Origin of the sequence: Plantactinospora sp. B5E13, from assembly GCF_039871775.1 — a bacterium.
Lineage (GTDB): Bacteria > Actinomycetota > Actinomycetes > Mycobacteriales > Micromonosporaceae > Plantactinospora.
Genome location: NZ_JBDPLT010000018.1, coordinates 1 through 21,471 on the forward strand (window position 1 = coordinate 1; position 21,471 = coordinate 21,471).

Below are 21,471 nucleotides of genomic sequence, written 5' to 3' on the forward strand. Positions count from 1 at the left end.
GGGGCGCCCCCGGCCCCCGCGACCGGATCGTGGCGAGGGCATGGTGGCACGGCGACGCCGTCCGCTGGCGGGGTCAGCCCTTGTCCGCGTTCGACTCACGCCAGTCGCGGATCGCGTCCCGGACCCGGTCGAACACCGCCATCGGCGGACCGACCAGCAGGTTCGCCGAAGCGGACTCGCCGGTGTGCGGATGCGGCCGGGTCGGCGCCATCGCCTCGGCGGCCCGTAGCGCCCCGGCCATCCGGGCCAGCTGCGCCTCCGACATGCTGCGCCGCAGCGAGGGGAACTCCTCGTTCTCCTCGTGGCTGGCGTGCTGGATCACCGCGTCGGCGAACCGCGCCATCCGGGCGTCGAAGTTCGGGTGGTCGACGCCCATGTCGTACAGTTCGGCCAGATCGCGCTTGGCCTGGTCCTCCTCCTGTAGCCGCTGGTCCACCACCTGCTGGCCACGGTCGATCTTCTTCCGGGCGGTCGGGTGTACGACGATCTCCTCCGCGCTCTCGTGTACCGCCAGCAGCCGGACGAGGGATTCGAACAGTTCCCGCTTCTCCGTACCCTGCGCGCGGTGCAACTGGCCGAACAGCGTCTTGATCTGGTTGTGCTGGTCGACCAGGAGGTCCATTACGTCTCGCTGTTTCGTCGCCGTCATCGCCGGCCACCTCGCTTCCGTCGTGGTTGATGGTGGCGGTTTCCCCCTACGGACTCCTTCATGTGCGGTCGGCGGAACGGGTGGGGCGGGCGTTACCGCTGGGCCGGGTGCAGCACCGCCCGCAGGCAGCTGTCCTGCTTCTGTTCGAACATCCGGTAGCCGCGGGGCCCTCGTCGAGCGGGATCGGATGGGTCGCGAGGTACGAGGTGTCGATCTCACCGGCGGCCATCCGGGACAGCAGCATCGGGATGTAGCGCTGGGCGTGCATCTGACCCGCCCGCAGGACAAGAGCCTTGTTCATCGCCGCGCCGAGCGGGAACTTGTCGACCAGGCCCGCGAAGACCCCGACGATGCTCACCGTTCCGCCCTTGCGGCAGGCCATGATCGCCTCCCGGACGGCGGTCGGCCGGTCGCTCTGCATCCGCAACGTCTGCTTGATCTTGTCGTACCCGCCGACGACACCGCTGTCGTGCGCCTCCATCCCGACCGCCTCGATGCAGGCGTCCGGGCCCCGTCCGGCGCCGTACTCCCGCAGCGCGTCCAGGACGTCGACCTGGGTGTAGTCCACCGTGTCGACCCCGAGCCGGTCGGCCGCGGCACGCAGCCGGTCGGCGAACCGGTCCTCGGTGATCTCGGCGGTCCACTCGACCGGGATGTCCAGCGGCCCGCCCACCGTCCACTGTGACAGCCGTCGGTCCAGTTCCCGTACCCGGGCGGTCCGGTCCAGCGACGTGGCCAGGGTGGGCAGGTCGCGCCAGAAGGCGTACACCTGGGCGGGTGGTCGGTCGACCGCCACCCCGCGTACGGTGTGCCGGCTCCCGGTTCGGGGGCGGACGAACCCGCCGGTGTGCCGGGCCGCCACCGCGACGGCGGTGCCCGCCGCCGCCAGGCCGGCGAACAGCGCCAGCTTTCTTGTCGTCGGCATCCGATCTCCTCCGGTCGATGTCGGTTACCCGGATCGCTACCCTCTGGGTGCGCCGGATAACCGATCACGGCCGGAATGGGCGGTCGAGGTGTGTGGTCGGAGGACCGACCGACCCGGATCGGGCCGGGTCAGTACCGCAGCCCGAGGACGTCCTCGACGTTGGCCAGGTGCAGGATGCGGCGGGTGATGCCGTGCGCGTTGCGGACCGCGAACCGGGTGCCGGTCTGGGTGGCCCGGTGCTGCGCGGCGAGGAGGGCGTGCAGCCCGGCGGCGCTGAAGAAGGTGACCCGCGCGAGGTCGCAGCAGACCTGGTCGTGGCCCTCGACGGCGTGCACCAGCGAGCGTCGCAGCAGGGGTGCGGTGGTCAGGTCCACCTCGCCGACGGCGGAGAGGACCGGGAGCTTCCCGGGCGACGTCGGGCGGGCCTCCGGCCCGGCGGCGTCGAGTGTCCCGGTGGCTTCGAGATGGTGCCGGACCGTCAGCGGCGGGGTGGCCAGGCGGGGGCCGGCGGCCGTCCCGACGTGGTTGTCGGCCGGCCCGGAGCGGTTGTCGACCCGGTCGACGTGGTTGCGGGCCGGGCCGGAGCGTTCCCGGGCCGGGTGGGCGTTGTCGCCGGAAGTCGGGGGGAGGGTTCGTTCGGACACGGGGCACCAGCCTCTCTCGGCGTAGGCAAGAGCAGCATGGGCACGTGGCTTGACCCACGGTCGAGTGTACGGCGGTGCCAGCCCCTCTGCCCAGGCGGGACGTCCTGGGCAGGCGATCGTGGCACGTTTCGTCGTATGCTCGGACGGGATGGCAGCGTCACATCTGGAACCGATCGACGCGCTCGCCGAACTGAGTCAGATCAAGCTCGGCGAGACGGATCTGCGCGGTGTCCAGGAGTCGATCGTCGGGTTGGCGAAGCGCACGGTTCCGGGTACCCGTGCGGTTTCGGTCACCCTGGTGCAGGGCACCGAGGCCCACACCGTCGCCGCCACCGGTCCCCTCGCCGTGCAGTTGGAGACCTGGCAGTACGAGCACGGCAGCGGTCCGTGCCTGGACGCCGCCGAGGCCGGTGGCACGGTCTCGATCCCGGACACCTCGGCCGAGCCCCGCTGGCCGGACTGGGCCGCACAGGCCCACGCCGAGGGGATCCGCAGCCTGCTCTCGATCGGACTGCCGGTGCAGGAGGCCGTCGTCGGTGCCCTCAACATGTACGGCGCCGTACCGGACGCCTTCGACGAGGATTCCATCAACCTGGCCCGGACCTTCGCCGGGTACGCCGCCGTGGCGCTGGCCAACGCCCACCTGTACGACGCCACCAGCACCGTCGTACGCCAGCTGCGCACCGCGATGGAGAGCCGGGCGGTCATCGAACAGGCCAAGGGGATCATCATGGGCGACCGGCGCTGTACCGCAGACGAGGCGTTCGCCCTGCTGGTCAAGGTCTCCCAGGACTCGAACCGGAAGGTCCGGGACGTCGCCGCCAGGCTCGTCGCCGAGGCCAACCAGCCGCGCCGGAGCTGACGCCGGCCGGTCCGCTCGACCACCCCGGATCCGGACGGCCCGGCCTGTTTCGGACCACAGTCGATGGGAACAGGACACCATCGATTCCCGCAGGAGGTGGGCGGCATGGCAGGTGACTCGTACCCGGGGACGGCCGAGGCGAAAGACGATCGTTTGCTCCTGGTGCGCAAGCTCGCCGGGGCCGTCGCCGTGGTTTTCCTCCTGGCCGGAATCGCCGGTTTCATCCCCGGAATCACCACCCACTACGGGGACCTGACGTTCGCCGGACACGGTTCCGGGGCGAAACTGTTCAACGTCTTCCAGGTGTCGATCCTGCACAACCTCGTACACCTCGCCTTCGGTGTCGTCGGGCTGCTGATGGCCCGTACCGTGCCCGGCGCGCGGCTGTTCCTGGTCGGCGGCGGCGCGGTCTACCTGGTGCTCTGGCTCTACGGCCTGGTGATCGACCACGGAAGCGGGGCCAACTTCCTGCCGGTGGACGGCGCGGACAACTGGCTGCATCTCGGTCTGGGCCTCGGGATGATCGTCCTGGGGTTGGCCTCCGGCGAGCGCGACTGACCCCGGACGCGTCGTGCAGGCACCCCCGTCGCCCCGGATCAGCCGGCCCGTCATGTACCACCGCTGGGACCGGATCACCTTCCTGCACTGGCGGTACCCGCCGGAGGCGGTCCAGCCGATGCTCCCTCCGGAACTACGGGTGGAGACCTTCGACGGTGCCGCCTGGGTCGGCCTGACCCCGTTCCTCATGCGCGGGGTCCGGGCACCCGCCGTACCGGCCCTGCCGTGGCTGTCGGTGTTCCCGGAGACCAACGTCCGGACGTACGCGCGGGACGGGCGGGGACGTAACGGGATCTGGTTCCTGTCGCTGGACGCGGCACGGCTGCCGGCGGTGCTCGCCGCCCGCGCCACGTACGCCCTGCCCTACCACTGGTCTCGGATGTCGGTACGGTACGACGACGACCTGGTCGGCTACCGGTGCCGCCGGCGGTGGCCCGGCCCGGCCGGCCGGCGTTGCGATGTCGACGTACGACTGGGTCCGCCGTTGACCGAGGCGGAGCGGGACCCGCTGGCGCACTTCCTCACCGCCCGGTACCGGCTCTTCACCCGGATCGGTGGTCGGCTCGCCGCCGCCGAGGTGGAACATCCCGACTGGCTGTTGCGGCACGTGGAACCGCTCCGACTCGACCAGGACCTGCTGGTCGGAACAGGGCTGCCCGCGCCGGACGGTGCGCCGCTCGCCCACGCCTCCCCGGGCGTGCCGGTCCGGGTGGGGCTCTGGCATTGGTGACCCCGGTGCCGCCCGCCTCGGGTGCCGCCGTCCTGTGGGCGGCCGGCTCGGGTGCCGTCGGCGCGGGGTTTCGCCAGCTGGGTGTCCGGGCAAGTCTCCGCCTCATGAGCACCTCGCACCGCCCCGTCACCGCGGGCGCCTCCGGGCTGGTTGCCCACGGGTACGGATGGCTGCCCAACCTGCGCAGACGCAGCGGCGCGCAGGCCGTGCGGTTCCGGCTCACCGGTCAGCGGGTGCTGGCACTGTCCGGGCCCGACGCCGTCCGGTTCTTCTACGACGACAACCACATCCGGCGGGCCGGAGCGCTGCCGGAGCCGGTGCAGAGCACCCTGTTCGGCCGGGGCGCGGTGCACACCCTCGACGGCGAACTCCACCGCCACCGTAAGGCGATGTTCATGTCGCTGATGACCGGGGCGGGGATCGACCGGTTGGTCGGTCATGCCACCACGGCCTGGGACGAGGTGTTCGACCCGGGGCGGCGACACTCGGCGGTGGTGCTCTTCGACGAGGCGGCCCGGATCCTGACCCGGGCGGTTTGCCGCTGGGCGGGTGTCTCGCTGGCGCCGGGCGATGTCGCGCCGCTCGCCGCCGACCTGGTGGCGCTGGTCGACGGGTTCGGCACCCTCGGGCCGCGGCACTGGCGCGCCCGACGGGCCCGTCAGCGGCGGGAGCGGTGGCTGGCGGACCTGGTCGACCAGGTGCGCGACGGTGTGCTCGACGTACCCGAGGAGTCGGCCTGCGTGGCGGTGGCCCGGCACCGGGCGACCAATGGTGAGTTGCTGCCGCCCCGGGTGGCGGCGGTGGAACTGCTCAACGTGCTCAGACCGACCGTCGCGGTCTGCTGGTACGTCATGTTCGCCGCACACGCCCTGCACCGCTGGCCCGCGCAGCGCGCCCGGCTGCGGGCCGGCGACCCGGGGTACGCCGAGGCGTTCGCCCACGAGGTCCGGCGCTTCTACCCGTTCGCGCCGTTCGTCGGCGGCCGGGCGGTCACCGACCTGACCTGGCAGGGCGAGTCCGTTCCGGCCGGTGCCCTGGTGCTGCTCGACCTGTACGGCCAGAACCACGACCCGCAGCTGTGGCCGGAACCGTACGTCTTCGACCCGACGCGCTTCCACGACCGGGAGCCGGGTGCCGTCGACCTGGTGCCGCAGGGCGGTGGCAGCCCGTACACCGGGCACCGGTGTCCGGGCGAGGCGATCACCGTGGCCCTGCTGGCCGCGTTCGCGGACCGCCTCGCCCGACTCGGGTACGTCGTCCCGGAGCAGGATCTCGGCATTCCACTGCACCGCATTCCGACCCGGGTGCGCAGCGGTTTTGTCCTGGTGCCCCACGCCGGGGGAGAGTGACCGGTCAGGGCGTCCTGCCGTCCAGCGGAATCCGGAACACGTGTCCGTGCGACGTCACCGCGCAGCCCTCGTTCGACACCTCCTCGGTCCAGTACACCGGCTCGTCCCGGACGACCCCCGAGACGCTGATGTCGACCGGCTGCCAGACGCCCGCGCAGCCGGCGTTCAGCGGCGGGATGGCGGCGATGTCACCCTTGACCGCCTCGACCTCGGTGCAGGCCTCCGCCGGGTACGGGTGCTCGTTGCCCGGCCCCACGCAGCGGAGCAGGACGACAACCGGTTCGGTGCGCTTGCTGGGGCCGGGACCTTTGGGCGCTCCGACCACCACGTGCAGTGACGTGACCGCCGGGGTGACGGGGTCGACGAGGTCGGCGTTCGCGGCGCTGGTGGAGAATCCGGCCGCCATGCCGACTCCCATGACGAGCGTGCCGAGGGCGGCAGCGGGCTTCCTCATGTCTCCTCCGTTCGATTGATGGACATCGATTCAAACAGGTTAACCCAGAGTTTCGGGTTCGTGTCGTCCCGTTTCGGCTCCCCAGTTCGTGCCAACCGGAACCCGCTGCTCGGCCGGGGCGACCCCCGGGTGCCTACGGTCAGCCCGGTCGGTTTCGACGCCGGAAACCGACCGGTAGCGGAACCAGGGAGGAAGACTCGTGCGTGTGTCCAGGGTGGCCATCGTCGGCGTACTCACGCTGGCCGTGGCGCTGCCGCTGACCGGATGTGGGATCCTCGGTGGCGACGACGGGGCGACCGGCCCCGCAGCCGGCTCCACCGCAGCCGGCTCCACCGCAGCCGGCTCCACCGCAGCCGGCGGTACCGCCGCCGGCGAGCCGGAGCCGCTGGGTGCGGTCATCGCCACCCGGGAGATCGAGGTCGAGGAGAGCGGCCGGACCGTCCCGCTCCGGGTCGAGCTCCACCAGCTCCGTCGGGACACCGGGTTTGTCACCGTCAACCTGCGGATGACCAACACCGGCCCGGAGGGCGGGCAGCGTTGGCAGATCGCGGACGAGTTCGCCGGTGAGACGGTCGGGCACACCATGGCCGGGGTGTCGCTGGTCGACCGGAAGAACCGCAGGCAGTACCTGGTCGCCCGGGTCGCCAGCCCCGGAACCGGCGGGGCCGACCGGGAGTTGTACCTCTGCTCGGCCAACCTCGCCGGGGTGTTCGTCCAACCCGGGCAGTCGGTCCAGCTGTACGCCGTCTTCGGGGCCCCACCCGACGACGTCCGGGCGGTCGATGTCGTGGTGCCGAACGTTCCGATCTTCGAAAATGTCCCGCTCGGCTGACCGGCGGGCCGGTCGGACCACGGTCACGGCCCGCCCGGCCCCGACCTGGCTTCCGGCGCTGGTCGGCGCGGTGTTCGCGATCGAGCTGGCGGTGACCTGCCTCGCGCCGGCGATCGCCCGTGCGGAGCCCACCGGCCCGGCGACGTCCGGCCCGGTTGTCGCCCGCGCGGAGCCCACCGGCCCGGCTCCGACCGCCGGTGTCGTGCCGGGGCCCGAGGTGCCCGACAACGCCCCGGTGGTCGCTCCGGTCGTCGACCTCGCCGCGCCGGCCGTCGACCTGGCGACCCCGGCCCGGGACATCTACGTGCGCAGCGGTGACGTGGAGGGGAGCATCCGGGAGGCGGAGACCGGGAAACGCGTCGAGGTGACGCTCGACGCCGACGTACTCTTCGAATTCGGTAGCGCCGCGCTGTCTACGGCGGCCCGCGAACGGCTCAGCACGGTCGCCGGACGGCTCCGGGACCAGGCCAGGGGGACGGTGCGGATCGACGGCCACACGGACGCGATCGGCGACGACGCGTCGAATCTGGAACTGTCCCGGCGGCGTGCCGAGGCGGTCCGGGACGTGCTCCGCGACGCGCTCACCGGTACCGCCCTCAGCTTCGAGGTGCACGGCCACGGCGAGAGCCGTCCGGTGGCGCCGAACGTCCGGGACGGCCGGGACAACCCGGCGGGACGGGCCCGGAACCGACGGGTCGAGATCCGCTTCGACCGGTGACCGGTCGACCTCACTAGGCTCGGTTCGGCCTCACCAGGCCCGGCGGGCGTGACCCGGTCACGTCGCGCGAGACGTCGTACGAGGAGAAACCGATGATCTTCATTACCGCGAAGTTCCGAGTGCTGCCGGAGTACGCCGACCGGTGGCCCGAGATCGCCGCCGAGTTCACCACGGCGACCCGGGCCGAACCCGGCTGCCTGTGGTTCGAGTGGTCCCGCAGCGTCACCGACCCGACCGAGTACGTCCTGGTCGAGGCGTTCCGTGACGGCGACGCCGGTGCCGCGCACGTGCAGTCGGAACACTTCCGCACCGCCCAGCGGACGCTGCCGCCCCACCTCGCCGAGACCCCCCGGATCGTGAACACCACGGTTCCGCAGGACGACTGGTCGGAACTCGGCGAGATGGCGGTGCCCGACCGGAGTTGAGGGCGCGGAAGGGCCACTGTCCGAGCTCTGGTACGACAAGCACAGGCAGGAGTACGCGGCCGGGCGCGACGAGTGGGGCAACTGCTTCCGCCACGTGGGCGTTGACTGATCGGGGTGCGGCCGCTTCCGGCGGTCGCACCTCTTTCCTTTCGACCATCTGGTCCTGCCGACCCGGCGCTGGTCCGGGCCGTGGTGGACGCCTTCGCGGACGGGCTGCGCGGGCGGGGCCCGGGGTTGGCGGACGCGTCGGGTGACTGGCGCGGGCCCAAGTACGTCGGTCACCTGGTCGCTGATCCGCCGCCACCGGGCGGGCGGGCTCGACGTTGTGGCCTTCGACCACCCCACGGTCTGACGTTGCGTCCACAACGGGTGGCCGTCCCTGTTCGGCGGGATCCGAGGTCACACCACGAACGGCGACCGCCGTGTTGGTTAGGGTGGTTGGCGGGCGCCTGCCCCGGTTTCGGCCGCTCTTCCCGGGAAGGGTGGCACGGCCGACGCCGGGCGCTCCAACCGTGGAAGGAGCGCCGGAGAGCATGGAACTCGGTCTGCAGATCCCCAACTTCACCTGGCCGAACGGCCCTGCCGGACTCGGTGGTGACCTGGCCGCGATCGCCCGTACCGCAGATCAGGCGGGCTTCGGCTACCTGGCGGTGATGGACCACTTCTTCCAGATCCGTGGAGTGGGCCCGAGCGAGGCGGAGATGCTGGAGGCGTACAGCACGCTCGGGTTCCTCGCCGCGCACACCGAGCGCGCCACCCTGCTGACCCTGATCACCGGGGTGCACCACCGGCCGGCCGGACTGCTGGCCAAGACCCTCACCACCCTGGACGTCCTCTCCGGCGGCCGGCTGATGCTCGGCATCGGGGCCGGTTGGAACGAGGAGGAGTCACGCGGCCTCGGCTTCCCGTTCCCGCCGCTCGCGCAACGGTACGAGCTGCTCGAGGAGACCCTGCGCTACCTGTTGCAGATGTGGTCCGACGACGACGGACCGTTCACCGGCCGGCACATCCGGGCCGATCGGCTGCTCAACTCGCCGCAGCCGCTGACCCGGCCGCACCCACCGATCATGATCGGTGGCGGGGGTGAGAAGAAGACGTTGCGGCTGGTGGCGCGGTACGCCCAGGCGTGCAACCTGTTCAACACCCCGGAACTGGGGCACAAGCTCGACGTACTGCGACGGCACTGCGAGGCCGAGGGGCGGGACTACAACGAGATCACCAAGACCGTCTACCAGTTGATGGACATCGGGGAGAACGGCGAGAAGGTCGGCGAACTGGTCGAGGAACTGCACCGGTTGCACGACCTCGGCTTCGGGATGGCCATCGGCGCCGTACCCCAGTTGCCCCGGCTGGACGTGCTGGAGCGGATCGGCGCCGAGGTCATCCCGGTCGTCCGGCAGTTCTGACCCGGCCACGTCGACCATGTCGGCGGCTGCCCGCCCGCCGGCCACACCCCGGAGCCCGGCGGGCGCGTCGGGGTGTGCGACGGCCCGAAGCCCGTGTCCGGGGCCGCAAGACGGGAGAAAACCTCACAATCCGCCTCCCGGCGGTCCGTCCCGGTGGCAGCATCACGGGGTGGAAGGGCACCCCTCGAAAGCCTGCCAGGGGTGTCGTGGTCGGGCCGGTTCCGGCCGACCGGACGGGAGGGAACCGCCATGGGTGACATGCGCAGCGGCAACACCACGAGTGACCCGGCGGGCGTCACCGCCACGGACCGCTCGAGCGCGCCCGGCCTGGAACGGGCCGATGGCCAGGGAGCCGCCTCCCGGTCCGGATCCGGGACGTTCGGCCGGCGGCTCCGGGGCCGTCCGGTTCCGCTCGCCGCCGCGGCGGCGGTCGCGGCGGTGGCCGGGGTGGTGGTCGAGCGCCGACGGCGCAGAGCCGCGGCCCGCCGGGCCGAGGGCTGGAACGTCGACCGGCTGATCCGGCTGGCCCGCCCGGTGGCGCCGTGGTGGTCCGCCGCGGCCGGCTCGGTGCGCCGGATTTCCGGATCCCGACTGGCCCAGACGGCGACGCGCCGGGGGCGCTCCTGATCCGCAGGTGTGTCGGCACGGCTGGCGAGGCGGTGTGTCGCGGGCGTGCCGCCCCGGGGCCGTCAGCGGGATTCCGGCCCCTCCGGTCGGTGACCCGTTGGCCGGACCCCGACGGCGGGCAGGATCGCCTGGTCGACGATGGCCGCGATCAGCCGTCGGTCCGGTAGTTGGCCGTGGTCCGTGGCGTGTTTGAGTACCAGCGCCTCCCCGATGTCGGTCACCACCGGGGTGACCAGGGTCGGGTCGAGGTCCCCCCGTGCCGCGTAGTGCAGCAGGACGGTCCGGGTGAAGGTGCCTCCCCGGGCGTCGAAGACCCGGGTGTAGAGCGCGTCGACCAGGTCCGGATGGCGGTGGCGTTCCACCATGATCATCGCGACCGCGTTGGCGGCCGGGGTGATCAGCCAGGTGACGAGTTGTTCCAGGGCGCGGATCAGGTCGCCGCGCAGGTCGTCCGCGCCCGGGGTCGGGGTCTCCTGCGGGTGGGCGTCGTGCAGCGCGTCCAACAGCAGTTCGCGGGGTGAGGACCAGCGGCGGTACAGCGAGGTCTTGGCGGTCGCCGCCCGTTTCGCGATGCCCTCCATGGTGAGCCCGCCGATACCGACCTCGGCCACCTCGGTCAGCACCGCGGCGTGGATGGCCCGGATCAGTTCTTCCCCGCGTCGGCGGCCGCGACCGGCCGTGGTGCCGGGCCCTTCTTCGCCCATACTGCCTCCCACCTAAGAAACGCTTGCGTATCTTAATGCGCTGCGTTTAGATACGCATGCGTAGCTTATCTGCTCGCTGTTTCCGTTGATCCTCCAGCAGAACAGGTGGACCATGTCAAAACTCGCCAGCGGCGCGGAGCGGAAAGCGCCGCCGACCGACCAGTCCGTACCAACGGTCCGGTCGCTGGCCCCCGACCTCGCCCGGGGCACGATGCTGCTGCTCATCGCCCTTGCCCACGCCCACATGTACCGCTACGGCGAAGCGACCGGCTTCCGTGGCTACGCCCTCGACGGCAGCCTGCCCGACCGGCTCGTCGCACTGCTCCAGGTCCTCCTCGTGGACGGTCGCGCCCTGCCCATGTTCGCCGCGCTCTTCGGCTACAGCCTGGTCCGGCTGGCCGACCGGCGGTCCGCCGCCGGTGCCGACTGGCCGACGGTACGGGCCCTGCTGCGCCGACGCAGCCGTTGGCTGATCGCCTTCGGATTCGTCCACGCGCTGCTGCTGTTCTTCGGTGACATCCTGGCCGCCTACGGACTGCTCGGGCTGCTCCTGGTCAGCATGCTGCGCGCCCGGGACCGTACCCTGCTCCGGGTCGCCGCCCTCTGGACGCTGGTCTTCGTGGCCGTTGCCACCCTGCCGCCGCTCGGCATCATCGAAAACGGGTCGACGCCGCTGCCGACCGGGCTGGCGTCCCCGGTCGAGGCACTCGGCGCCCGGCTCGTCACCTGGACGTTCCTGACCCCGATGCTGGCCATGGACGTGGTCACGCCCCTGCTGCTCGGCATCTGGGCGGCCCGCCGCCGACTGCTCGACGAACCCGGCCGGCATCGTGCGCTGCTGCGCCGGATCGCGCTGCTCGGCGTCTCCGCCACGGTGCTCGGCGGCGCCCCGCTGGCCCTCATCGACGCCGGGATCTGGACCGGCTGGACGGCGGCCACCGCCGTACCGGCGTACGTCCTGCACAGCGTGACCGGGATCGCCGGCGGGCTCGGCTACGCCGCGCTGGCCGGACTCGTCGCCCACCGGCGGGCCGCCGCCCCCGGCCGGATCGTCACCGCGCTCGCCGCCTGCGGACAGCGCTCGTTGACCTGCTACCTGCTCCAGTCGGTGGCGTTCGTCCTGATCTTCGTCCCGTACCTCGGCGGGGTCGGCGGACGGATCGGCGACGCGGGGGCCTCGGCGGTAGCCGCCGCGGTCTGGCTCGGCACCGTGCTGCTCGCCGACACGATGCGCCGCGCCGACTGGCGTGGTCCGGCCGAGGTGCTGCTGCGTCGGCTCAGCTACCGGACCGGACGCCCGGCTGGGGAGCGGGACCGGATCGCCGTGCCCGGTTGAGCCCCCGGCCGGTGGTCGGTGGCACCGGAACACCGGATCCGGGCCTACTACTATCGTGATCTCAGCGGCCCGTCGCTGGAGCGTGCGACGACCGGATCTCGGGGCAGCCGGACGATCCAGCTCGTCAGGGCCCGACCAGTTGATCGAGGAAGGGGCCACGGTGGCGGCCACAGAACGTACTCTTGTCCTGCTCAAACCCGACGCGGTCGCGCGAGGCCTGACCGGGCGCCTGGTGCAGCGGTTCGAGGACGCCGGCCTGAAGATCGTCGGCCTGAAGATGAAGCACATGGACGCGGACTTCACCCGCAAGCACTACTTCGACCTCGAGGAGCGCTTCGGCAAGGGGGTGTACGACGCCACCGCCACCTACATGCAGCAGGGGCCGGTCGTCGCCCTGCTGCTGGAGGGGGTCGACGCGGTGGCCAACGTCCGCCGGATGATCGGGCCGACCTTCCCGGCCCAGGCCGCGCCGGGCACCATCCGGGGCGACTTCGCGCACATGTCGAAGGCGTACGCCGAGGGCACCGGCAAGGCCGTCGCCAACCTGGTGCACGCCTCGGGCAGTGTCGACGAGGCGAAGTACGAGGCGCAGCTCTGGTTCGCCGACGAGGAGCAGTTCGACTACCAGACCCTCGCCGAGCGGTACGTCTTCTGACCTGGAACCCAACGGCCGGCCCGTCGGACCTCCGTGAGGTCTGACGGGCCGTCTGCCGGCCTCCCTCAGCCGGCGGTCGCCTGTCGGGCGGCCCGGTGACTGCGCATCGCGTGCTGGAGGACGGAGATCAGCACCTCCTTGCCGGACTCGCGGTTCCGCGCGTCGCAGAGCAGCACCGGTACACCCGGATCCAGGCTCAACGCCTGCTTGACCTCGTCGAGTTCGTACCGGCGGGCGCCCTCGAAACAGTTGACCGCGACGATGAACGGCGTGCCGTGCTTCTCGAAGTAGTCGACGGACGGGAAACAGTCAGCCAGCCTCCGGGTGTCCGCGAGCACCACGGCGCCGAGCGCGCCCAGGGCCAGTTCGTCCCAGACAAACCAGAAGCGATCCTGCCCGGGCGTGCCGAACAGGTACAGCACCAGGCTTTCGGTGATGGTGATCCGGCCGAAGTCCATCGCCACGGTCGTGGTGTTCTTGCCCTCGACCCCGGACAGGTCGTCGACGCTGACCCCCTCCTCGGTGAGGAGTTCCTCCGTCCGCAGTGGCCGGGTCTCGCTGACCGCGCCGACCATCGTCGTCTTGCCGGCCCCGAATCCACCGGCGATCAGGATCTTGACCGCGGTCGGTACCTCCTCGGAGGCCCCGGGCCCGTCCGGGCGGTCAGAGTGCACGTAGCCCATTTATCACCTGTTCAAAGATGCTGTCGTCGGTCAGGACCGGGGTCGGTCGCGGCTCGATGACCCGGACGATGTGCCGTTCGAGCAGGTCGCCGAGGAGCACCCGGACGGTGCCGAGCGGTAGGTCCAGATGGGCGGCGACCTCGGCGACCGAGAGCCGCCGCTGGCAGAGCGTGACGATCGCCAGGTGTTCCGGGCCGAGCCCGATGTCCCGGCCGGTGACCCGGCGGACCGTGCTCACCTGGGAGATCAGGTCGAACCTGCCGGTCACCGGCCGGGCGCGACCCCGGGTCACCGCGTACGGTCGCACCACCGGGCCGGCGTGCTCGTCGACCCAGTGCACCTCGGACGGATCCTCCGGGGCGGTCATCTCGCTCTCACGGCCGGTCGACCGGCTGCTCGGGCGACCGACTGGTCGAGGCGAGGTACTTACCGGCCCGGGTCACCAGCATCGCCATCTCGTACGCGACCAGGCCGACGTCCGCGTCCTCCTCGGCCAGTACGGCCAGGCAGGCGCCGTGTCCGGCGGCGGTGACGAACAGGAACGCCGAGCGCCACTCGATGATGGTCTGCTGCACCGGACCGCCACCGAACCGTTTGCCCGCTCCCCGGGCCAGGCTCTGGACCCCGGACGCCACCGCGGCGAGGTGCTCGGCGTCGTCCCGTTCGAATCCCCGCGACGACGCCATCAGCAGGCCGTCGACGGAGAGCAGGATCGCATGCTGGGTCTGTTTCACCCGGCCGACCAGGTCGTCGAGCAACCAGGTCAGGTCGAGGTTCGACGCTGTCTTGTGCACGGGCTGACTGTCCCTCTCTCTACCGGTGGTATCGCTGTCCCCGCGACCCGGCCACGGCCGGGCGTCCGACGGAATCAGTGCGGAGGAGCCCCGTCGTCGGGCGGACGGGCCGCCTCGGAGCGTCCGCGTCGGGTGCCCGACTGGTAGGAACTCATCATCCGGCGGATCTCCTCCGGAGAGCGCGGCCCGTCCTCCTCCACCGGATCCGGATCGACCTGCTGCTCGCTGTTCCGCAGGGCCGGTGCGAGGTTCGCCTGGCGTACCCGGATGGGCAGCCCGGACGGGGTCGAACCGGCGTCGGGACCGGCTGTCGCCGCCGGTTGGCCGAGACCGCTGGCCGGGCCGACACCGCCGGCCGGCGGGGCGGCGGGGCGGCGCGGCGCGACATCGGCGGCGGACGGCGGGGCGGAGGCGGTGCCGGTGGACAGGTCAGGTCCGCCGGTCGCGGTCCCCGCTGGCGTCGCCGGCCCGCCCGGGGCGGCCGCGCCGAGGCCACGGTCCGGATACCGGCCCGGATCGGTTCGTGGATCCTGCTCTGGAAGATGGCGGCGTTCCTGCCGGGGGACCCGGGGCGGCTCCCGCCACCCGCCCGGCGCCTCGTCGCCCACCGGCGCCCGGCCCGGGTCGCCCGGTCCGGGCGACCGCCGGAGACCGCCGCCGGAGCCGACCCCTTCGGAGCCGACCCCTCCGGCGCCTGCGGCGGCGCCGATTCCGCCGGGTGGTCCGGCCGGAGCCACCGTCCCGGCCGGTTCGGGACCGCCGATGGCCCGGGTGGCACCGGCGGCGCCGGCGTACTGCCGGATCGCCGGGGACTCGCCGGACACCTCGGCCGGGCCCCCGCCGGGCCGGTCGCTGACCAGATTCGGCGGGATGAGCACCACCGCGGTGGTGCCCCCGTACGGCGACTCCTTGAGCCGGACCTTCACCCCGTGCCGCTCGCTGAGCCGGCTGACGACGTAGAGACCGAGCTGGGCCGCGCCGGCGAGGCTGAACTCGTACTCGCTGGCGATCCGGTCGTTGGCCGCGGCCCGGTCGTCGGCGCTCATGCCGAGCCCACGGTCCTCGATCTCGACGGCGTACCCGTTTGCGACCAACTGGCCGCTGACCTGGACCGCGGTGTGTGGGGGCGAGAAGGAGAGGGCGTTCTCGATCAGCTCGGCCAGCAGGTGGATGACGTCACCGACCGCCCGGCCGGCGAGCTCGACCGGCCCGGCGGGCAGCACGGTCACCCGGGTGTAGTCCTCGACCTCGGCGGCCGCCCCGCGCAGCACGTCGATCATCGGTACGTTGCGGCGCCAGGCCCGGCCCGGAGCGGCACCGGAGAGCACGATGAGGTTCTCCGCGTTGCGGCGCATCCGGGTGGCCAGGTGGTCGACCCGGAACAGGTCCTCCAACTCGTCCGGCTCGTTCTCCCGGCGCTCCATCGCGTCGAGCAGGGTCAGCTGACGGTGCAGCAGCGCCTGGGTACGCCGGGCCAGGCTGAGGAAGATGTCCCGGACACTGCGGCGCAGCTCGGCCTGCTCCACGGCGGTTCGCACGGCCGTGGACTGGGCGACGTTGAACGCCTGCGCCACCTGCCCGATCTCGTCTCGCCCCGCCTCGATCGGCGGCGCCTCCGCGTCGACGTCCACCGACTCGCCGCGACCGAGCCGGGCGACCAGGCCGGGCAGCCGGTCGTTGGCGAGGCGCAGCGCCGCCAGGCGGAGCTGTTCGAGCTGCCGGACCAGCGACCGGGCGGTGTTCACCGAGATGACGACGGCGATCAGGCCGAGGCCGGCCGCGATCAGCATCCGGACTATCGTGCCGATCGCGCCCGGGGTCGCCGCCCGGACCACCTCGTCGCCGCCGGCGATCTGGATCCGCTGCAGTTCGGCGAGGGCCGGGTCGATGGTGGCCCGCCACTGTTCGGCGGGGACGGCGGGACGACCGCCGGGGCGACCCCCGGCGATCAGCCGGTCCTCGACCGCCTGCAACTGGGCGGTCGGGCCCTGCGCCACCGACTGGCGGTACCGGTCCTGGTCGGCCCGGGGCAGCTCGGCCATGGCGTCCGCCGCCAACATCCGCCGCATGCCGATCAGCTGGACGACCCGGGCGTGCTCCGCGGCGGTGAGCCGGTCGGCGGCGTACGCCCCGGCGAGCAGCCCGTCTGTCTGGGACGCCAGCTCACGGGCCTTGCTGAAACGGATCAGGTTCTCCACCCGGCGGTCGATGTCCCCGGCGTCCAGGTTGCCGAGGGAACCGTAGATCCGGTAGATCGTGTCGATGTTGTCGCTGAAGGTCTCCGCCGCGGTCGTCCGGTCCACACTGCGGTTGTCGACCGCCGCCCGCAGACCCGCCAGGGCGTCCAACGTGGTGAGCGACTCGGCGACCCGGCGTTCCAGCTCCGGCCGGGCCGCGAACTCGGCCCACCAGCTCTGCGCGCGTTCCCGGAAGTGCGCCACGTCCGTGTCGACCGCGCGGCGGGCCTCGGCCAGCTGGTCGGGTGCGGACGGCTGCGGACTCCCCAGCTGGGCGAGGGTGAGCCGCCGTTCCTCCTGCAGGTGCAGGACCAGGGGCTCCGTCGGTGCGTAGACCCGGGCCTCGAGGGTCTGCACCCACAACAGGTTCAACCCGTCCCGGAGGGTGACCCAGGCGCCGAAGGCCCAGAGGCCGGTCAGCGTGACCAGCAGGGCGACTACCTTGGTACGCAGGCGCGAAGAGCGAAGGCCCATTACACCGTCCCGTGCCGGTCGGAAAACGGCTCACCGGCGGATCGGCGGCCATGGCTGTGTCGTGGGGTGCGGCGGCGTACGGCACGACGGTGGACCCCGCCCGGCGCATCCACGATCATTGAGTTCCCGGCGCACGGTAGCAGCGCCCGGTGTCCGTCTCAACCCTGGTTTGCGCCCAGATCGCCGGATTGCGCCCCCGAGGAAGGGCTGGCCTGCACTTCAGTGAAAAATGGGAATTCATCTCACGCGTCGGGTGGTCCCGGTCGTTGATCCGGCCGCTGCCGTCGGTGGTGTCACCGTCGCTGGTCGCCCCCGGTGGGCGACGCCGCACCGGATCCGCGCCGGTCTCTGCGGCTGGTCGGTCTGGGTAGGGTGGCCGGCAGCGGCCGGCCCACACCCGGAGTACGTTCCGTGGCGCGGCGTGCCGACCGCAGGCTCGGAAATGGGAGAGGGACGGATGCTCGACCGGCGACTACACCACCATCTGGTGACCTGGCTGGGGCAGTGGCCGGCCGGACAACCGTTGGACGTCGTCGGTTCCGAACGACGTACCCAGCCCGGCTGGGACGGTGCGACGTACCCGGTGCTCGGGGTCGGCACCCCGAGCGGAGTGGTGCTCTCCGTGCCACCGGGCCACGTCGCCGCCGTACGGGGGCTGGGTCGACTGTCGACGACGGAACTGCTGGCCCGGCTGCCCGAGGTGCTCGACCTGCCCGGCTGGTCCGGCTACCGGGCGGTCTTCCGGTACACGGTGAGGCCCGCGTCGACCGCCGACTGTGGCGAGTGGGTCGCCGCCGACGATCCGGTGTTGCCCTCCTGGCTGCGGCCGTTCGGTGGCGAGGTGCTGATCGCCCGGGCCGAGGACGGCGGATACGCCGCCGGCGTCGGGGTGAAGCGGCACGACGCGCACGGGCACGAACTGGCGGTCGGCACCGAGCCGGCGTACCGGGGGCGGGGGCTGGCCCGGCGGCTGGTGGCCCAGGCCGCGCGGCGGGTGCTGGACGAGGGTGCGGTCCCGACCTACCTGCACGCCACCGACAACCTGGGTTCGGCGCGGGTCGCCGAGGCCGCCGGTTTTCCCGACCGGGGCTGGTCGGTCTACGGCCTCGCCGAGCGGGACGGTGCCTGAGCCGCTCCCGACCGCCGACCTGCCGCGGGCCGTGGACCTGGCGGGTCCACGGCCCGCGTCCTCTCCCAGGCCGAGGTCCGGCAGCGGAACGGTGGCGGACCCACGACGAGCCGACCGCATCCGTTAGGTAACGCTACGTAGCGCCACTGTCGCTTACAAGCCTGCGGGGGCACGGTGCGAACTGCCCGTTCGGTCGACTTGACCGGATTCAGCCGGCCAGGCCGAGTGCCTCCGCCGCGGCCCGGCCATTGGCGTGGCTCGCACCGTACGTGGTGACGAAGGCCCGTACCCCGGCCGGCCGCCAGTTCGACGGCCAACCCATCTCGACGACGGTGACCGGATGTGTGTCGGCCAGCGCCTCGACCAGCTCCGGACCGCCCGGCAGCAGGTGCAGACGTCGGCCGACCAGCACGATCGGCCGTTCCCCGGCCTGTGCGCGCAGGGCGTCGACGTCCGCTCCGGCGGCGACCAGCCGTACGTGCTCGGTGCCTTCCAGGTGTGGCCCGAGGCCCCACGGGACCCGGCCCTCGGCCAGGGTGGCGGCGGCGAAGAGCTGCACCACGAGCGGCTTGTCGAGCCCGGTCAGCGCACCCTCGACCCGGACGGCGCGACGCGCGGCGGCGTACCCGAGGGTGTCCGGGGCCGGCGCGGTGGCGGCCGGCGTCGCGGGGACCTGACCGGGCGGCTCGGTGGCCGAGACCCGGCTGGCGGCCTCGACCGGTGGGGCGGCCTCGACCGGCGGCGTGCTCCCGACCGGGCGGGCCGCGGCGGTACGGGCCCAGTCGGCGAGTGCGGCGGCCCGTTCGGCGGCCTGCTCGAGCCGGACCGTTGCGAGTCGGCCGTCGCGCAGTGCGGCCACGATCGCGGCGACGACCTCCTCGACCAGCGGAGCGTCGACCTTCGCGCCGATGCAGAGCAGGTCGGCGCCGGCGGCGAGTGCCTGTACGGCGGCCGGCCCGACGCCGCCGGCGGCGACGGCCGCGCCCTTCATCTCCAGCGCGTCGGTCAGGACCGCGCCGGTGAAGCCGTACTCGGTGCGGAGCAGGTCGACCAGGACGGCCCGGCTGAAGGTGGCCGGGCCGTCACCGGTGAGCGCGGGGACCCGGATGTGCGCGGTCATCACAGCCCTGGCGCCGGCGGCGACCACCGCCGCGAACGGCGGCAGGTCGCGGGACCGCAGCAGCTCCACCGGTACGTCCACGGTCGGCAGTTCCAGGTGGGAGTCGGCGACCGTGGCGCCGTGGCCGGGGAAGTGTTTGGCACAGGCGGCGACGCCGGCCGCCTGCAGGCCCGTGACCGCCGCCCCGGCGTGCGCGGCGACCCGGTCGGGATCGGCGCCGAACGCCCGGGTGCCGATGATCGGGTTGTCGTCGGCGGTGTTGACGTCCACGGTGGGGGCGAGGTTGAGGTTGACCCCGACGGCCCGCAGTTCGGTGCCGATCGCGTGGTAGATCCGTCCGGTCAGCGCGGGGTCGTCGACCACGCCGAGCGCGGCGTTGCCGGGGTAGGGGCTGCCGGTGCGGTGGGCCAGCCGGGTGACGTCGCCGCCCTCCTCGTCGATCGCCACCAGTACGTCGGCCCGGGCGTCGCGCAGTGCGGCGGTGGCGGTCGCGAGCTGGTCGGGGTGGTCGACGTTCCGGCCGAAGAGGGTGTGCCCGGCCAGCCCGTCGGCGACCAGGTCGAGGGCCCAGCCCGGTGGGGTGGTGCCGGGGAAGGCGGCGAGCAGGGTGCGTAGCGCCAGTCGACGGAGTCCTGGATCGACTACCACGATTCCCCCTTTGGTTCCTCTTCCGAGGCCGAGTGTCGCACCGGGCAGGGCCGTCCCGGGGTCGAGCGGCACCGGATCGGCTTACCGCCTGGGGACCGTCGGCCCATTACGCTACGTCTACTCCCACGAAGGTTAGCCTGTTGATAAAGAAAGTTTCTTAAGGTAAGAGGACCCGCATGGCCAGCACCCGGTTGCCCGGAACCCCCCGTCTGCTCCGCGCGCTCAACGACCGTGCGGCGCTGGAGCTGCTGCTCACCAGGGGGCCGCTCACCCGTGCCCAACTGGGTGAGATGACCGGGCTGTCCAAGGTCACCGCCTCCCAACTGGTCGAACGGCTGGAGGAACGCGGACTGGTCACCCGGGTCGGCGAGCAGGCCGGCGGGCGCGGACCGAACGCACAGCTCTACGCGGTGCGGCCGGGCAGCGCGCACGTGGTCGGCGTCGACGTCGGCCCGGACCGGGTGGTGGCCGCCTGCGCCGACATCACCGGCGAGGTACGCGGTCGGGTGGAACAGTCCACCCGGGACACCGACGACCCGGTCGGCGTCGTCCACAACGCCGTGATGCAGGCGGCGAAGGAGGCGCGGGCAGAGCTCGACACGGTACGTCGGGTGGTGCTCGGCACCCCCGGTCTGGTCGACCCGGGCACCGGCGACATCACCTTCGCGTTCAACCTGCCCCGCTGGCACCGTGGCCTGCTGGCCGCACTCCGCGAGGACCTGCACACCCCGGTGCACTTCGAGAACGACGTCAACCTGGCCGCGGTCGCCGAGGCGGAGTCCGGCGCGGCCCGGGGCGTCGACGACTTCGTCCTGGCCTGGCTCGGGGTCGGCATCGGTCTGGCCATCGTGCTGAACGGGCGACTGCACCACGGCAGCACCGGCGCGGCCGGTGAGATCGGCTACCTGCCGGTGCCCGGCGTACCGATCCCGAGGGACGCCTCGCGCCGGGCGAAGCCGGCCTTCGGGCAGCTGGCCGGCTCGGACGCGGTCCGCGCGGTGGCTCGGGAGCACGGCTTCCGGGCCGGTTCGGGGGCGGACGCGCTGCGGGCCGCGATCGCGGCGGGCACCGCCGGGGGCCCGGTGCTCGACGAGGTGGCCCGCCGCCTCGCGCTCGGCGTGGCCAGCAGTTGTGTGGTGCTCGACCCGCCGCTGGTGGTGCTGGCCGGCGAGATCGGTCAGGCCGGCGGCACCGCCCTGGCCGAACGGGTGCAGCACGAGGTCGCCGCCATCACCCTGGTCACGCCCCGGGTGGTGCCGACCACGCTGACCGAGGAACCGGTGCTGCGTGGCGCGCTGCGGGTCGCGCTCGACGTGGTCCGGGACGAGGTGTTCGGCTCCACCGTCGGCTGATCCCGCTGCCGGGGCGGCCCCCCTCCGCGAGGTGTCGGCGCAGTTCAACGCTGCCGTACCGGAGTCCTCGACCATCGGGCCGGTGTCGGCGACGGCTCCAGGTCGGCGTGGCATGTAGATAGTTTTCACCAATCGCCAACGTGCTGCAATCTCTCGACAT

23 protein-coding genes are annotated in these 21,471 nt (G+C 72.5%); 13 read left to right on the forward strand and 10 right to left on the reverse strand.

The window, feature by feature from the left end:
* Positions 1 to 73: 73 nt before the first annotated feature.
* From ABGB05_RS18145 to ABGB05_RS18155, 3 genes are all read right to left on the reverse strand, one after another.
* Positions 74 to 649, reverse strand: a complete 576-nt coding sequence (locus ABGB05_RS18145) for a hemerythrin domain-containing protein (protein WP_347654602.1) — start codon at positions 647 to 649, stop codon at positions 74 to 76.
* Between the two features lie 58 nt (positions 650 to 707).
* Complete coding sequence (locus tag ABGB05_RS18150) at positions 708 to 1,574, reverse strand: SRPBCC family protein (RefSeq protein ID WP_347654603.1); 867 nt, start codon at positions 1,572 to 1,574, stop codon at positions 708 to 710.
* A 128-nt stretch (positions 1,575 to 1,702) separates the two neighbouring features.
* The gene (locus tag ABGB05_RS18155) at positions 1,703 to 2,218 is read right to left on the reverse strand and encodes an STAS domain-containing protein (protein WP_347654604.1); all 516 of its coding nucleotides are present in this window, start codon (positions 2,216 to 2,218) and stop codon (positions 1,703 to 1,705) included.
* A gap of 148 nt (positions 2,219 to 2,366) precedes the next feature.
* On the opposite strand from ABGB05_RS18155, the gene ABGB05_RS18160 reads away from it, so the two are divergent.
* The 4 genes from ABGB05_RS18160 (at position 2,367) to ABGB05_RS18175 (ending at position 5,717) form a co-directional block, all read left to right on the forward strand.
* A complete protein-coding gene (locus ABGB05_RS18160; RefSeq protein ID WP_347654605.1) occupies positions 2,367 to 3,080 on the forward strand; it encodes a GAF and ANTAR domain-containing protein in 714 nt (237 codons plus the stop codon).
* A gap of 105 nt (positions 3,081 to 3,185) precedes the next feature.
* A complete protein-coding gene (locus ABGB05_RS18165; RefSeq protein WP_347654606.1) occupies positions 3,186 to 3,638 on the forward strand; it encodes a DUF4383 domain-containing protein in 453 nt (150 codons plus the stop codon).
* A gap of 13 nt (positions 3,639 to 3,651) precedes the next feature.
* Positions 3,652 to 4,368, forward strand: coding sequence for a DUF2071 domain-containing protein (locus ABGB05_RS18170; RefSeq protein WP_347654607.1), 717 nt, complete (start codon positions 3,652 to 3,654; stop codon positions 4,366 to 4,368).
* A gap of 104 nt (positions 4,369 to 4,472) precedes the next feature.
* Complete coding sequence (locus tag ABGB05_RS18175; protein ID WP_347654608.1) at positions 4,473 to 5,717, forward strand: cytochrome P450; 1,245 nt, start codon at positions 4,473 to 4,475, stop codon at positions 5,715 to 5,717.
* A gap of 4 nt (positions 5,718 to 5,721) precedes the next feature.
* On the opposite strand, the gene ABGB05_RS18180 is transcribed toward ABGB05_RS18175, so the two are convergent.
* Complete coding sequence (locus ABGB05_RS18180; protein ID WP_347654609.1) at positions 5,722 to 6,171, reverse strand: SSI family serine proteinase inhibitor; 450 nt, start codon at positions 6,169 to 6,171, stop codon at positions 5,722 to 5,724.
* A gap of 199 nt (positions 6,172 to 6,370) precedes the next feature.
* Here ABGB05_RS18180 and ABGB05_RS18185 point away from each other — a divergent pair, with 199 nt between their 5' ends.
* From ABGB05_RS18185 to ABGB05_RS18205, 5 genes are all read left to right on the forward strand, one after another.
* The gene (locus ABGB05_RS18185; protein WP_347654610.1) at positions 6,371 to 7,003 is read left to right on the forward strand and encodes a hypothetical protein; all 633 of its coding nucleotides are present in this window, start codon (positions 6,371 to 6,373) and stop codon (positions 7,001 to 7,003) included.
* Entirely contained in the window at positions 6,987 to 7,721 is a 735-nt protein-coding gene (locus ABGB05_RS18190; RefSeq protein WP_347654611.1) for an OmpA family protein, read from the forward strand. The genes ABGB05_RS18185 and ABGB05_RS18190 overlap by 17 nt, the downstream gene beginning before the upstream one ends.
* Positions 7,722 to 7,813: 92 nt before the next feature.
* Complete coding sequence (locus ABGB05_RS18195) at positions 7,814 to 8,146, forward strand: putative quinol monooxygenase (RefSeq protein ID WP_347654612.1); 333 nt, start codon at positions 7,814 to 7,816, stop codon at positions 8,144 to 8,146.
* A gap of 533 nt (positions 8,147 to 8,679) precedes the next feature.
* Positions 8,680 to 9,552, forward strand: a complete 873-nt coding sequence (locus ABGB05_RS18200) for an LLM class F420-dependent oxidoreductase (protein WP_347654613.1) — start codon at positions 8,680 to 8,682, stop codon at positions 9,550 to 9,552.
* A 249-nt stretch (positions 9,553 to 9,801) separates the two neighbouring features.
* Positions 9,802 to 10,179: a hypothetical protein gene (locus tag ABGB05_RS18205; protein WP_347654614.1), complete on the forward strand. Its 378-nt coding sequence runs from the start codon at positions 9,802 to 9,804 to the stop codon at positions 10,177 to 10,179.
* 62 nt (positions 10,180 to 10,241) lie between these two features.
* Here the strand turns inward: ABGB05_RS18205 and ABGB05_RS18210 are convergent, their stop codons facing one another.
* Entirely contained in the window at positions 10,242 to 10,883 is a 642-nt protein-coding gene (locus tag ABGB05_RS18210) for a TetR/AcrR family transcriptional regulator (RefSeq protein ID WP_347654615.1), read from the reverse strand.
* Positions 10,884 to 10,995: 112 nt separating this feature from the next.
* Here ABGB05_RS18210 and ABGB05_RS18215 point away from each other — a divergent pair, with 112 nt between their 5' ends.
* Together ABGB05_RS18215 and ABGB05_RS18220 are read left to right on the forward strand one after the other, a co-directional pair.
* A complete protein-coding gene (locus ABGB05_RS18215) occupies positions 10,996 to 12,219 on the forward strand; it encodes a DUF418 domain-containing protein (protein ID WP_347654616.1) in 1,224 nt (407 codons plus the stop codon).
* A 160-nt stretch (positions 12,220 to 12,379) separates the two neighbouring features.
* Positions 12,380 to 12,874, forward strand: a complete 495-nt coding sequence (locus tag ABGB05_RS18220; protein ID WP_347654617.1) for a nucleoside-diphosphate kinase — start codon at positions 12,380 to 12,382, stop codon at positions 12,872 to 12,874.
* A 65-nt stretch (positions 12,875 to 12,939) separates the two neighbouring features.
* On the opposite strand, the gene ABGB05_RS18225 is transcribed toward ABGB05_RS18220, so the two are convergent.
* From ABGB05_RS18225 to ABGB05_RS18240, 4 genes are all read right to left on the reverse strand, one after another.
* The gene (locus ABGB05_RS18225) at positions 12,940 to 13,557 is read right to left on the reverse strand and encodes an ATP/GTP-binding protein (protein WP_347654618.1); all 618 of its coding nucleotides are present in this window, start codon (positions 13,555 to 13,557) and stop codon (positions 12,940 to 12,942) included.
* A complete protein-coding gene (locus ABGB05_RS18230; RefSeq protein ID WP_347654619.1) occupies positions 13,538 to 13,924 on the reverse strand; it encodes a DUF742 domain-containing protein in 387 nt (128 codons plus the stop codon). The genes ABGB05_RS18225 and ABGB05_RS18230 overlap by 20 nt, the downstream gene beginning before the upstream one ends.
* A gap of 7 nt (positions 13,925 to 13,931) precedes the next feature.
* Positions 13,932 to 14,351 (reverse strand): roadblock/LC7 domain-containing protein, encoded by a 420-nt coding sequence (locus ABGB05_RS18235; RefSeq protein WP_347654620.1) that lies wholly within the window; start codon positions 14,349 to 14,351, stop codon positions 13,932 to 13,934.
* 74 nt (positions 14,352 to 14,425) lie between these two features.
* Entirely contained in the window at positions 14,426 to 17,062 is a 2,637-nt protein-coding gene (locus ABGB05_RS18240) for a nitrate- and nitrite sensing domain-containing protein (protein WP_347654621.1), read from the reverse strand.
* Between the two features lie 457 nt (positions 17,063 to 17,519).
* On the opposite strand from ABGB05_RS18240, the gene ABGB05_RS18245 reads away from it, so the two are divergent.
* Positions 17,520 to 18,191, forward strand: a complete 672-nt coding sequence (locus tag ABGB05_RS18245; protein WP_347654622.1) for a GNAT family N-acetyltransferase — start codon at positions 17,520 to 17,522, stop codon at positions 18,189 to 18,191.
* 208 nt (positions 18,192 to 18,399) lie between these two features.
* On the opposite strand, the gene ABGB05_RS18250 is transcribed toward ABGB05_RS18245, so the two are convergent.
* On the reverse strand, positions 18,400 to 19,959 hold the full coding sequence (locus ABGB05_RS18250; protein WP_347654623.1) for a glycoside hydrolase family 3 N-terminal domain-containing protein: 1,560 nt from the start codon (positions 19,957 to 19,959) through the stop codon (positions 18,400 to 18,402).
* 176 nt (positions 19,960 to 20,135) lie between these two features.
* Here ABGB05_RS18250 and ABGB05_RS18255 point away from each other — a divergent pair, with 176 nt between their 5' ends.
* Positions 20,136 to 21,311: an ROK family transcriptional regulator gene (locus tag ABGB05_RS18255; protein WP_347654624.1), complete on the forward strand. Its 1,176-nt coding sequence runs from the start codon at positions 20,136 to 20,138 to the stop codon at positions 21,309 to 21,311.
* Positions 21,312 to 21,471: the final 160 nt, after the last annotated feature.